Origin of the sequence: Sinobacterium caligoides (assembly GCF_003752585.1) — a bacterium.
Taxonomy (GTDB): domain Bacteria; phylum Pseudomonadota; class Gammaproteobacteria; order Pseudomonadales; family Sinobacteriaceae; genus Sinobacterium; species Sinobacterium caligoides.
This window is the reverse complement of record NZ_RKHR01000004.1, coordinates 482,575-495,497: the sequence shown is the minus strand read 5'-3', so window position 1 is coordinate 495,497 and position 12,923 is coordinate 482,575. Positions and strand designations below refer to the sequence as shown.

The 12,923-nt window shown below is 52.8% G+C and carries 10 protein-coding genes; 5 read left to right on the top strand and 5 right to left on the bottom strand.

The features are described 5' to 3' along the window. Positions 1 to 116: 116 nt before the first annotated feature. Positions 117 to 1,847, top strand: coding sequence for a bifunctional protein-serine/threonine kinase/phosphatase (locus EDC56_RS08985; RefSeq protein ID WP_123712862.1), 1,731 nt, complete (start codon positions 117 to 119; stop codon positions 1,845 to 1,847). 26 nt (positions 1,848 to 1,873) lie between these two features. On the opposite strand, the gene EDC56_RS08980 is transcribed toward EDC56_RS08985, so the two are convergent. From EDC56_RS08980 to EDC56_RS08965, 3 genes are all read right to left on the bottom strand, one after another. Continuing rightward, a complete protein-coding gene (locus EDC56_RS08980; RefSeq protein WP_123712187.1) occupies positions 1,874 to 2,497 on the bottom strand; it encodes a MarC family protein in 624 nt (207 codons plus the stop codon). 289 nt (positions 2,498 to 2,786) lie between these two features. Next, positions 2,787 to 4,376, bottom strand: a complete 1,590-nt coding sequence (locus EDC56_RS08970; protein ID WP_123712185.1) for an SGNH/GDSL hydrolase family protein — start codon at positions 4,374 to 4,376, stop codon at positions 2,787 to 2,789. Positions 4,377 to 4,563: 187 nt separating this feature from the next. Continuing rightward, entirely contained in the window at positions 4,564 to 5,457 is an 894-nt protein-coding gene (locus EDC56_RS08965) for a LysR family transcriptional regulator (RefSeq protein WP_123712184.1), read from the bottom strand. Positions 5,458 to 5,811: 354 nt separating this feature from the next. Here EDC56_RS08965 and EDC56_RS08960 point away from each other — a divergent pair, with 354 nt between their 5' ends. Continuing rightward, positions 5,812 to 7,014, top strand: coding sequence for a hypothetical protein (locus EDC56_RS08960; RefSeq protein WP_148059362.1), 1,203 nt, complete (start codon positions 5,812 to 5,814; stop codon positions 7,012 to 7,014). Positions 7,015 to 7,094: 80 nt separating this feature from the next. Here the strand turns inward: EDC56_RS08960 and EDC56_RS08955 are convergent, their stop codons facing one another. After that, the gene (locus EDC56_RS08955; protein ID WP_123712182.1) at positions 7,095 to 7,412 is read right to left on the bottom strand and encodes a hypothetical protein; all 318 of its coding nucleotides are present in this window, start codon (positions 7,410 to 7,412) and stop codon (positions 7,095 to 7,097) included. A gap of 153 nt (positions 7,413 to 7,565) precedes the next feature. Beyond that, on the bottom strand, positions 7,566 to 8,048 hold the full coding sequence (locus EDC56_RS08950) for a GreA/GreB family elongation factor (protein WP_123712181.1): 483 nt from the start codon (positions 8,046 to 8,048) through the stop codon (positions 7,566 to 7,568). Between the two features lie 151 nt (positions 8,049 to 8,199). Between EDC56_RS08950 and mpl the strand changes: the two genes are divergently transcribed. The 3 genes from mpl (at position 8,200) to EDC56_RS08935 (ending at position 12,923) form a co-directional block, all read left to right on the top strand. Continuing rightward, the gene (gene mpl, locus EDC56_RS08945) at positions 8,200 to 9,567 is read left to right on the top strand and encodes a UDP-N-acetylmuramate:L-alanyl-gamma-D-glutamyl-meso-diaminopimelate ligase (protein ID WP_123712180.1); all 1,368 of its coding nucleotides are present in this window, start codon (positions 8,200 to 8,202) and stop codon (positions 9,565 to 9,567) included. Next, positions 9,564 to 10,169 carry a flavin prenyltransferase UbiX gene (locus EDC56_RS08940; RefSeq protein ID WP_123712179.1) on the top strand — a complete coding sequence of 202 codons (606 nt, stop codon included), beginning with the start codon at positions 9,564 to 9,566 and terminating at the stop codon, positions 10,167 to 10,169. The genes mpl and EDC56_RS08940 overlap by 4 nt, the downstream gene beginning before the upstream one ends. 186 nt (positions 10,170 to 10,355) lie before the next feature. Beyond that, the gene (locus EDC56_RS08935; protein WP_123712178.1) at positions 10,356 to 12,923 is read left to right on the top strand and encodes an efflux RND transporter permease subunit; all 2,568 of its coding nucleotides are present in this window, start codon (positions 10,356 to 10,358) and stop codon (positions 12,921 to 12,923) included.

Here is a 12,923-nt window from a genome sequence, read left to right as displayed (position 1 = left end):
ATATTGTAGGGGTATCCTCCTTGTGCCTCTTTAATGATTTAACAACTTTAGGCTGCGCAGACGATAGAGCATTTGTTAGGCTAGTGCTCATCGATAACAATAAGCAGGTGTTCAAGATGCATTTAGATGGCCAGTTGTCACTCTCGGCGGCTCAGCAGAGCGCTGCCGGGGTGAAGCCACAGAATGAGGACAGTATCGGCATCTGCATTCCTGCAGACGTCTCCCTGACAACCAAAGGTGCGGTGATTGCCATTGCCGATGGTGTTAGTGCAGCGGAGGCAGGCAAGGAAGCGAGTGAGACTTGTATTCGCAACTTCCTCGGCGATTATTACGCAACACCGGAATCTTGGTCGGTTAAAAAGTCCGCGCAGCAGGTGCTGATTGCGCTTAATCGTTGGCTCTATGGACAGGGGCAGCGCTTTATTCGAGCAGAGAGGGGCTATGTCAGTACCTTGAGTGTCTTGGTGTTGAAGTCTCGTGTCGCCCATATATTCCATGTCGGTGACAGCCGCGTGTACCGTGTTCGAGGGGGGGATATTGAGCAGATCACGAGAGATCACGCCACTCGTATTACCCCCGAGCAGTCCTATTTGACCCGTGCTATGGGGCTCGATATACGGCTCGAAGTTGATTATATGCATCATGATATCGAGGAGGGGGACGTCTACATTCTGACCACCGATGGTATTCATGATGTGTTGAGAGACCGTGAACTGTTGGCGGCGGCGCAGGCACCTACCGAGGAGTATGAAGCCCGCTGTGCAGAGTTGATTCGGTTGGCGCTGGAACTGGGTAGTACTGATAATCTGAGCTGCCAAATTGTGCGTGTCGACGCCTTGCCGAAGGGGGATGCCAACGACATGTATGTCAGGTTGACCGACCTGCCTTTCCCGCCCTTTTTGTCGCCGGGGATGATTTTAGATGGCTACCGTATCGAGCGTGAGATTCACGCCAGCAATAAGAGTCAGCTTTATATCGTCACCGATGTGGAGACAGATACCCGCTATTGTATGAAGACACCCTCGGTCAACTTTGAGGATGATACGGCATACATAGAGCGCTTTATCATGGAGAGCTGGATTGGCACGCGCATCGATAACCCGCACGTGGTTAAGGTCGTCAAACGCGATGCGCCGAAGACCTGTCTTTACTATCTTACCGAGTATGTCGAGGGGCGCACGGTTGGTCAGTGGATCAAGGACCAGCAGGGCGATGCCCGAGTCGACGAGGTGAGAGAAATTGTGCGCTCACTAATTCGCGGGGTGAGGGCGATTCATCGTAAAGATACACTGCACCAGGACCTCAAGCCCGATAATGTCTTGCTTGATGCTGATGGCGGCGTGAAAATTGTCGATTTTGGCTCCTGCCTGGTGGCCGGAATTGCCGAGATTGCAGTGCCGATTCAGCGTGAGGCGGCGCTGGGGACGCTGCATTACTCGGCGCCGGAATATACACTTAATCGCAAGCCGAGTGCGTTATCGGATCAATTTGCGGTAGCGGTGATCTGCTATGAAATGTTGGCAGGGGTGCAGCCGTACGAGGGCAAGCTAGCGAACTGCACGGCCTTAAAACAGTTTATGGCGTTGGAGTACGTGCCTTGCTTCCACTATAACCCGCTGGTGCCGGTATGGTTGGACGGCGCTTTGAAGCGGGCGCTGAGTATCAGCCCAGAGCTACGTTACCAGGACCTCTCAGAGTTTGAGTACGATCTGTTTAACCCCAATCCTAAGTATATGAAGCAGGTTTCGACAGCCTGGATAGAACGCAACCCGCTGCGTTTCTGGCAGGCGACGGCGGGCGTATTGGCGTGTTTGCAATTGGCGACGCTGTATTTTTGGTTAGGTTGATGCGCGCCAAAGTTGCATTTTAAAACTTATGAGAAAGCTTTGACGGCGCCGTAGACACCCTCAATTAGCATCTGCGTGCCGATAACAGCTAAGATCAGTCCCATTAATCGAGTGATGATGCTGAGACCGTCCTTGCCGATGAAGGCGACGATGCGCTGACCGAAAATGAAGCACAAATAGGTGATCGTGCAGAGTAAAGCAAAGGTGGCGACAGTGATGATGCCGGCCTCCCAACCGCCGGTGGCGGAATAGTTCATGGCGGTAGCGATGGTCCCTGGTCCCGCTAAAATAGGCACGGCCAGCGGTGAGATGGCCATGTCGCTATCATCATCACCGCTCTCGCCTGGCTGATGCAGGCGTGAGCTTTCACCGTGTAGCATCTGATAACCGATCAAGAACACCAGTATGCCGCCGGTGATGCGCAGGGCAGGCAGGGTGATGCCGAATAGCTGGAAGATAGCCTTACCGAGCAGGGCGAAGGCGATGATGATTAAAAAGGAGGTCAGCAGTGCCTTAAAGGCAATCTTGGCCTGCATCTTACTGTCTTGCTGACTAGTTAGCCCGACGAATACGGCGGTGTTGGCGATTGGGTTCATGATGGCGAAGAAGCCGAGGAAGACAGTAACAAATTGTGTGAATAGATGATCCATGGTCGACAGCCTGATCAGTAGTGGATAGCGGAATGTTAAGCCAAAGCTATCACAGTGTTGCGCCTTTATCTGCTATTAATGCTGTCATCTTAATGAGAGCGCACGCTTGCCCGTGCAAGATAGTCGAGTGTTTTGAAATTTCTTTAGTGTTCGTAATGAGCGGGGCTCAGCGAGGCAGCTTCACGGGTGAGTTCGCTATTGATACGCTGGCCTGCTCATAGGCAGAGGGAGTTGGTTTGAGGTGTTTGATCAACGTGCCGGCGCGGCCTTGGCCGCGTCGGCGATGCTGCTATGGCAGTAATGAGCTGGGGGTAACAGGGCTGCCTACACCCTGTCGAACAAAGCCCCAGCGCATGTAATTCCAGCTGTAGTAGAGGCCGCAGTTAGCGGTACCGCCGAAGACTTTACCGCCCTTGTACCAATCGTGCTGGTAGAGACAGGCGTTGCGTGAGTCAGCCTTAAGAAACCAATTCTTATTCTCGTCACCGCCATAAATGTCGAAGTGTTGATTGGCTGTATCGTTGCAATTTTGCAGCGTAAAGTAGCGGCCACTCTCGGTAATACAGCTACCATCTGTTGCGCCGAGTGGGTTGTTGCGGAGGCTGATCTGGTAGCGATCGCCTTGTCTGTTCATCTGCCACTGTTGCAGTGGGTTGCTGGCATCGCAGGCAGCGACAGTAAGGTTGACGTGATTACTCTTGACGGTGAGACAATCGTCGTTACCCTTTTGGCGAATCTGCAGCCAGTTGTCGGGTTCAAAAGTGCCACCGGCGGCGAGGATTTCTGCATCACTGAGCAGGTCGATATTGTATCCGTAACGTTCATTGAGCGAACGCAGCACTTCGTTGGCGATTAATCCTTGGATCGGGGTGTTGGGGTGCAGACCGTCGGTCGCGAAGAATTTCAGTGTGGTCTTTAGTGTGCCGCAGCGTCCGTTTGAAGCGCAGTTGCCGAGTTCACCGTTACCGGCATAACCGCTGGCGATGGCATCGTCCATGCTGCCCTTGGAGCCGACGGGAATAATATAGTCGCCAATCGAGACATTGCCCTCGGCGTCGATACGGCTTGGGTCCTGGCTGAAGGCGTAACCATCAATTACCGGTAGATTTCGCTGTGCCGCTTCGGCCTTGATTAACTCATTGGTCTCGATGATGCGGCTGAGGATGATGTCGTTGGTTTCGCTGGTGCTAGTGGCGGTGCCGAGGGGGAGCTCGCCAATAATGATTTTACTGACGCCGGCGCTGATCAGCTGATCGATACCGCTAAACATTTGCTCGACCAGTTGTCCTTGGAAGTCTTGCCACCCTTGGTTACAGAATGAGCCGCCCTTGAGCTCCCTGGCGGCAAAATCGTTGCTGCCGATATTGACGAAAACCACGTCTAACTCGCCGCGTTGAGCATACGGTAACATCTGGGCGACTTGCACGGCCATCTCCGGCTGGCTGAACCCTGGTGCGACTACAGTGCCGCCGACGCGGGCAAAGTTGTATTCGTAGCCGCGTAGGCGGGGTTCACCGAAGAAATCAGGATCGTCGGTATAGCGGCCGAAATTGAACATATTCGGGCGCTGTTGTTGCAGGATTTGCAACCAACTGCGTGCGGGGAAGTCGGTATACATGGGAACGAGCCCCATAAATAGGTCGAGCAGGTCGCCGAGGCTGCTGTCGGTGCAGACGTCATCGCGGGCGAATAGGCTGGTGTCGAAGCTGGTGCCGACATCAGATTTGATGAGTCCGTCGTCGTAACCATCGAGATAGTATTCAGCGGAAACGCTGTCACCAATGACACCGAGATTGATCGGTGCGGCGTGTGACTGCGAGAAGCAAAGCGAAACTGTTAGTAGGACGGTAGTGGTTAATAACCGAGAGGTATTGCGCATAATGGGTCCTTGTAGAGTTCTACGTTGAGATCTTATTGTTGTTATCAGCTGGGCATAACGCCGGGGCGGTTGGCCAGCTTGATTCACAGTGTAGAGCAAGGTGGACGCAGCACAATTAGGTGTTTCAGCCGATTATTTCTGCAAAAATGCACAGCAGAAAAAGTCTCTAAGAAAGACTTTAATGCGATCATTGGTTGACTAAGCAACCGTCATTGTCATCGAAATAACGATGCAATATTTCTTCGATAAAAGTAATAAAAACCTGCATTCTGGCCGAGCGATGCACATCGCGATGGATCAGCAGCCAGAGCCCTAGCTTGTAGGTAGGGAAGTTATTGTCGACGCGTTGCAGTCCGCCTTCTTGTTCGGCGACGAAGTCCCACATATGGCCGATACCGATGCCGGCTTGGATTGCTTGACGTAAGGCCATGCCGGAATTAACACGGCATGAGATACTGGCTCCCTGAGGCATCAGGCTCTCGATCAGCCGTGCGGCAGCACCACCGCCATAGCAAGTGTCCCAGCCGATCCAGTTGTGGTCGCTCAGCTGTTGGCACTGTCGGTGTGTGGCGAGATAGTGGGAAGAGGCGTAGACGTTGGCGGTAACCAGACCGACGCGTTTGCTGACCAGATGCGAGGGGGGTTTATCGGTGACTCGCAGGCTGATGTCGGCATCGCGTTTACTCAGGTCGATGGTTTTAGCGTTGGTAATAATCTGCAGCTCGATACCGGGGTGCTGGCTCATAAACTGCTGTAAGTGTGGCATCAGTAGTTCGGCGATATGATCGGTGGTATCGATGCGAATGACGCCCTGTAGGCGCTCATCCTGACCGAGTAGCTGGCGCTCTATTTTCTCGAATTCATGGTCGATGACGCTGACCGATTGCAGTAGATTTCGCCCCTCGTCAGTCAGGGTGTAGCGGTTCTGTAACCGGTCGAACAGAGGCATCCCCAAGCGCTCTTCAAACTGTTTCAGTCGACGGCTGACAGTGGTGTAGTTCACGGACATTTTATCGGCGGCACCGCTCACAGTGCCGCTGCGTGCCACGGCTAAAAAAAAACGTAAGTCATCCCAATCCATATTGTTCTCTTCTTATTGTTATTTTGTTTTTTATTACTTTATGAACAATGTTAGCAGTATGTAGAACATAATAAAGAAACGCTATGTTGACGGTTGGTTGCGACGACTGGGCTGTCTTGTTCGATGAGGTAGAAGATGTGTTGTTAAAGATCTAATTTTGTAGTTGTTGGTGGCGAAAAATTCTGATTTTTCATTGTTGCTGTTTCGATGATGGGGGATTTTAAATCACCTGGTTTCTGTGATTTTATGTATTTTAAAATAACGATTTATGTTGTCTCTAATTTTTTCTTTCATCATGTGTTACTATGCGCTTATAAAAATAGTGTTTCGTCGTAATGTTTAATGGATACAATAATGAAAAAGATAGCATCAATAACAACAGTGTTAATGTTGACGGCCTGTGGTGGAGGTGGTGGCTCACCGTCCTCGGTACCGCCTCCAGGGCCTGCACCGGCGGAGCCCATAGATGATGGGAGAGGGGCCTACAGTTTGGATGGACTACAACCGCTATCGACAGCCGATGGCTTGACGGGCGTTTGGATCTTCGCTAGTGAGGGGACGCGGCGAATTGATGAAGGTGATCGAGGTCGCAGTGAGAAACAGATCTATGGTTTGTCGAGCGTTATCATTGAGCCCGATGACGAGGGCTATCGCATGCAGGTTTGTCAGCTTAGGCCGGCAGGGTGGGTTAATAGTGCGGGGTATGATGAATTTGATCAGCTGAGCTTTCGTCTTGATGATAATGCTCGTTTTCATCAGCCGGTGACGGAGTCAGCTGATGGTCATCGAACGAAGGAGACGTGGGTCTCCCTTGAGGAAGATCGTTTATCGCTACGGATGAAGGTTGAAGGAGATTACCGTCGGTATGCTGAGATTGAGGACGCGACAGAAACAGAATCAGCTAAATATGATTATGTAAAAACAGGCAGCTATACCAACTCGTGGCTGTTGAGCGGTTATAGGGTTGCCGCAGAGGTAAAGGCAGACCTCAGTTTGGGTAATATTAATATACAGACCGCGGCGATAGAGACTGCTTTTGGGGAGGTTGATGATGACTCGCCTGAAACGGTTGTTGATGCTCTCGTAGAGGCGCCGACCGATTTAAAGCCGAACTGTTTTACGTTGCAAAATTATAGCGGCACCTTTGAGTTGACCACCGATGACGAGGAAGAGACGACGCCTTTCGATGGGCATCGGTTAACCGTTGTTGGGGAGGATGATTCAGGGCAGCAATTTGCGCTAAACTCCTACGATGGACGGTTTGGTACAACAGGCCGCGTTACCGAAGTTGCGCTAGAGTCGTTGGCGGATGGTGTGTATCTTTATGATTATACTGCTGACGCTGACGCTGACGCTGACGCTGACGCTGACGCTGACGCTGACGCTGACGCTGACGCTGACGCTGACGCTGACGCTGACACTTACCTGAACTTCAATGCGAGTTATAAGAGGGAGAGTGTGCTGCTTGAAGTTGAAGGAAAATATAAGTGGGCTGAAACTGTGGGCTGGTATGGCCGTGATAAGCTAGAACTGACCCTAGACTTGCAGCTACCTTAAAGCAGCACGGCGTTATCGTGAATAAGAGCCCTCGTCGTTACTCGGCGGGGGCTTTTTTATTTTTTATCGAACCTATTTTGCTAGTGCGACGCCAGGCCGATTAGGCCGATATAACACCAGGCGCAGAGACCGATGATCACGAGCAGTTTGCCGGTGATGCGTTGTCGTGTACGCCAGCCCTGCACCATCAGGGCGAGACAGGATACGATGCTGAGCAGATAACCGAGCTTAAAGCCGAGCGTGTAATCGCCTTGCAGCAGGGTGGTGGGCCCAACGATGGGCGACATGAGCAATAATCCGACGCCGAAGATTGAGCCAGTGAACAGCCACGTCGCTATGCTTGCCGCAAATAGTAAGAGCAGCAGGGCGGTGAGGAGATGGCGTGTCGGTCGTGTCATAGTGGCTGCTCGGTCGGGTGCTGGTTAACGGCACAGACTTTAGCGGCCTGTGATTAATGGTTCGATGAAATGCTTGTGTCTAGTCGTGGTAAATAGTCTGGGTGATTGTAGCGCCTTCGCTGAGTAATGCTTTGTGCTAGTTAGTTATTTGAGTTAGCTCACGGCAGCAATCTCGAAGTGAGAGCGCTTAGTGGCGACGGTCGTGACAACCTCATCAAAGACTTCTTTGCCGAGTAGCTCTCTGCCGAGGGGTGAGGACGGAGTGATGAGCATGATGGTTTTATCCTCGAAGACCACTTTGTGCCCGCCGGCGGCGGGGCCAAGTAAAAACCATTGTGAATGCGCCTCGTCGTCGATGAGGCGCACGAGGCTGCCGAGGGCGATCACGGTGTGCTGCTCTTTCAGTGCTAGGGCCAGCTGGCGGTAGGCGGCGAGATCGGCCTCGCAGGCATCGACCCGCTCCGCCTGCCCCTGGGCGAGGTAAGAGGCCTCTAAGCCGAGGGTGTCGTATTTGTTCTCGGCCACATTCTCGTCATCGGTTGCGCTGCGGTAGGCCTGCATCGCCGCGTCGATGGCAACCTGCTTGAGGGCCTCAAGGCTTGCGATAATGTGTTGAAGTAAATGCTCTTTATTCATGCTCTGATCGTTTGTATGGATGGTGCACTAGCATAGCGCTTTGATCGACTTTGATCGATTCATGGCGTCATTATAGTTGGCTGTCTCGATGATTTTTTTTCCCCTATCCTTAGGTTACACTAGCCGCCTGTTAATAGGGCTTGTAATTACTATGCACGTACATATCTTGGGCATCTGTGGCACCTTCATGGGTAGCCTGGCCGTTATTGCGAAAGAGCTAGGCCATACTGTGACTGGCAGCGACGCCAACGTTTATCCGCCGATGAGCACTCAGCTGGAAGAGCAGGGCATCGAACTGATCAAGGGCTTTGACCCGGCTCAGCTGGAACCGCGGCCGGATATCGTCGTCGTAGGTAACGCGATGAGCCGGGGTAACCCCTGCGTTGAGTATGTTCTCGACAACAATATACCCTACACCTCGGGGCCGCGTTGGTTGCTCGAAAATGTGTTGCAAGATAAATGGGTCCTGGCGGTGAGCGGTACCCATGGCAAGACCACAACCACGGCGATGCTGGCCTGGGTGCTGGAGTGTGCCAATATGGCGCCGGGCTTCCTGATCGGCGGTGTGCCGAAAGACTTTCCCTGCTCGGCACGCCTCGGTGAGACGCCTTTCTTTGTCATTGAAGCCGATGAATATGACAGTGCCTTTTTCGATAAGCGTTCAAAGTTTGTCCACTATCAACCGCGCACGCTGATCATCAATAATCTGGAGTTCGATCACGCGGATATCTTTGATGATATTGCCGCGATTCAGCGTCAGTTCCACCACCTCATGCGGACGGTGCCGGGTAATGGCTTGGTCATCGCCCCTACGCAAACACCGCTGATCGATGAGGTGATTACCCAAGGTTGCTGGACCCCAGTACAGCATTTCGGCAGTGACGGTGACTGGCAGGCAAAGCTGTTGTCGGCGGACGGCAGTCGTTTCGAGGTCTATCTGCAAGGTGAGAAGCAGGGCGTCGTCGACTGGCAGATGACCGGTCAACACAGTGTGAGTAATGCGCTGGCGACCCTTGCGGCCGCGCGCCATGTCGGTGTGGTGCCAAGTCAGGGGATTGAAGCGCTCAATCGTTTTGCCGGTGTGAAGCGACGCATGGAGAAAATTGGCGAAGTCGCCGGGGTGACGGTCTACGATGACTTTGCTCATCATCCGACGGCCATTGAGACAACGTTGCAGGGCCTGCGTAAGCAAGTGGGTGATGCGCCGATCACTGCGGTGATCGAGCCTCGCTCAAATACTATGAAGATGGGCGTACATCAGGCACGACTGATCGGCAGTGCCGATCTTGCGGACCATGTGCTTTGGTATCAGCCGTCGGGGCAAGGCTGGGATTTGGAGGCGCTGCTGTCGCCGACGGATCGGCCGAAACATAATGTCTTTAGCGAGACGGAGGCGTTGCTCGATGTCTTGGCAGCGCGTCTCGAGGCTGGCGAACAAGTGGTGATCATGAGTAACGGCGGCTTTGAGGGACTACATCAGCGGTTGTTAACGCGTTTGGCGGCACGGGAGGCCTCATGAAACAGATTGCACTGGCGATAACCGGCGCCTCTGGCGCTCAGTATGGCGTTCGTCTGTTGCAGTGCCTGCTCGAGGGGGGGCATCAGGTGCAGCTGATGGTCTCGGAGGCCGCCTTTGAGGTCATTGAGATAGAGACCGAGTTGCGCTGGCCCCGTGAACTAACGGAGCTGCAGTCGCAGCTTGATCAGCAGTATCAACTGGCGCCTGGCCAGCTGCGCATCTTTTCCCGCCAGCAGTGGCTGGCACCGGTCGCCTCGGGTTCGAGCCCGCTCGATGCGATGGTCATCTGCCCGTGTAGTGGCGGCACGCTGTCGGCGATCAGCTGCGGTGCCAGTAATAACCTTATTGAACGAGCTGCCGATGTGGTGCTGAAAGAGCGTCGTCAGTTGATTATTGTGCCCCGCGAGGCGCCATACTCGCAGATTCATTTAGAGAATATGCTGAAGCTGACCAAGATGGGGGCGGTGGTGATTCCGGCCTCGCCTGGTTTCTATCAGCAGCCGAGCAGCGTGCAGGAGATGATCGATTTTATTGTCGCACGCATTCTTGATCAGCTAGGTATCGCACAAACGTTACTGCCCGCCTGGGATGGTGTTGAGTAGAGCGATGACCGAATAGGTCGGTTCGGCGAGTGAAATTGGAAATTGCGTCGAGTCAATTTAACTAGCTGTAATATTGGCGGTAGTCGGCTATAATCGCCCGCCATTATGCGACCTGGTCCACACTTTATGGCTTCTGACTAAGAAGCTTGCTAGGTCTACCCTCTGTTATGCCTAAAAAGGAACACTATGGCTGCCACCTTGATTCAACGCTATGACCGCACCGTCCTACAGCGACCGTTGCTAACGCTCGTCGTTGTTGGTGCTTTACTGGTTATCGCCATGTTGGGGCTAAGACACACGGAGTTTGATGCCTCGGCGGACTCGCTCGTGTTGGAAGGCGATAAGGACCTCACTTATGCCCGTGAAATAGGTCGCTTATATCAGTCACAAGAATTTCTTATGGTCACTTATCAGCCCAGCACGCCGCTCTATGATGACGATACCCTAGCCCGCTTGCATAAGCTGCGTGATGCCCTGTTGACGGTCGAGGGCATTGACGCGGTTAACAGTATCCTCGATGTGCCGCTGCTTTACAGCCCGAAAGTTAGCGTCACCGATCTGACCGGATCCCTACCGACCATCGAGTCGCCGAATATCGATAAGCGCTTGGTGGCGAACGAGTTTGCACAGAGCCCTATCTACAAGGATCTGTTGGTCAACCAGGATCACACCGTAACGGTGCTGCAGTTAAACCTGCGCCGCGATGCCCACTATTTCCAGTTGCTGCAAGAGCGTGAACAGCTGCGCCTTGAGCGCCGTGAAGGTGTTTTATCCCCCGAGGATGCCACACGTTTGAAAGCGGTCGAGACTCAGTTTGCCGATTACTCGCTGGTGGTTGGAGCGCGTCAACAGCGCTTGGTCAGCGATGTACGGGCACTGCTGGATAACTATCGCAGCGATGCCACGATGTTTCTCGGCGGAGTGCCGATGATCGCCGTTGATATGATTAATTTCGTCAAGGGCGATCTTGCCGTCTTCGGCGGCGCAATATTGTTTTTTATCGTGGTGATCATGTGGATTATTTTTCGTGCTGCGCGCTGGATTGTGACGCCGCTGCTGATCTGCTCGGTAAGTGCCGCCTCTTTGTTAGGACTGTTTGGTTGGTTGGATTGGCGTTTGACCGTCATCTCTTCAAATCTCGTGGCGATTCTATTAATCGTTAATTTGGCGATCTTGATTCACTTGATCGTTCGCTACCGTGAGTTACAGTGCAGCTTTCCCGAGCGCAGTCAGCGTCAGCTGCTGTTGGAAACCGTAGCGCTAATGTTTAAGCCGTGCTTTTATACTACCTTAACGACGTTGGTCGCCTTCGCCTCACTGGTTGCTAGTGGTATTCGGCCGGTGATCGATTTTGGCTGGATGATGTGTATCGGCGTTGGCGTCGCTCTATTGCTCTCCTTCGTATTGTTGCCGCCGATCCTATTGTTGATGGGCCGTCGTGCCGACGCACCCAGCGCCGGCAGCAGTGCTCCGATGACGATCCGCTTCGCGGTGATGGCCGATCACCACGGTCGTGCCATTGCCTGGTTGACGCTATTGGCGCTGGTAGTCAGTGTTGTCGGTATCAGCCAGCTGAAAGTTGAGAATCGCTTCATCGATTACTTTCATGAAGACACGGAGATCTACCGTGGCATGGTGACCATCGATCGTGAGCTGGGCGGCACTATCCCGCTCGACGTTATTATCGACGCCAGTCATGAGCAGTTGGTGTTGGCAGGGTTGGTGGAGGGTGAGGTGGCACCCGTGACAGAAGCTGTCGCTAACGATGATAGTGCTAGCGTTGATGATGAGTTCGACGAGTTGTTTGGTGATGACTTTGCCGATGAAGGTGATGCCTTCGCCAGCGATGGCGATAAGCATGTCGGCAATGTTTGGTTCACCGTCGCCGGCATGCGCAAGATTACTGAGGTGCATGACTATCTCGATGCGCTGCCGGAGACGGGCAAAGTCTTGTCGTTGGCGACACTCTACGAAATCATGGGCGATATCATGGGTAACGTCGATGATATTCAGTTGAGCTTGGTGCATAACAAAATGCCGGAGGCGGTGCAGGATGCGTTGGTGACGCCTTTTTATAATGCAGAACAGCATCAGGCGCGGATTAGCCTGAGGATAAAAGAGGGCAGTGAGACCTTGCAGCGTGACAAACTGTTGAAGAAAATCCATCACGACATTGTTACGCAATTCGATCTAGAGCCTGAGCAGGTTCATCTGACCGGTATGCTGGTTCTGTATAACAACATGCTGCAGAGCCTCTTTCGCTCACAGATACTGACATTGGCGGCGGTGTTTGTCGCCATTACGCTGATGTTCTTGATGCTGTTTCGCTCACTGAAGCTGGCGTTGATCGGTGTGGCGCCCAACATGTTAGTGGCACTGTTAGTACTCGGTGGTATGGGATTGTTAGGTATTCCCCTCGATATGATGACGATTACTATTGCGGCGATCGGTATCGGTATTGGTGTGGATAACAACATTCACTATATCCATCGCTTTAAGCGTGAGTTTAGCGATGACGGCGATTATATCGCGGCGATGTACCGCTCACATGGCAGCATCGGTAAGGCGGTTTTTTATACCTCGACGATCATTGTGATTGGTTTTTCGGTGTTAGTGTTGTCGAACTTTACACCCAGTATTTATTTCGGTCTATTGACCAGTTTCGCGATGTTCGCGGCGCTGATGGGGGCTTTATTGTTATTGCCGAGGCTATTAATTTGGTTTAAGCCATTTGGTCCAGATAGTCGGGGCTAG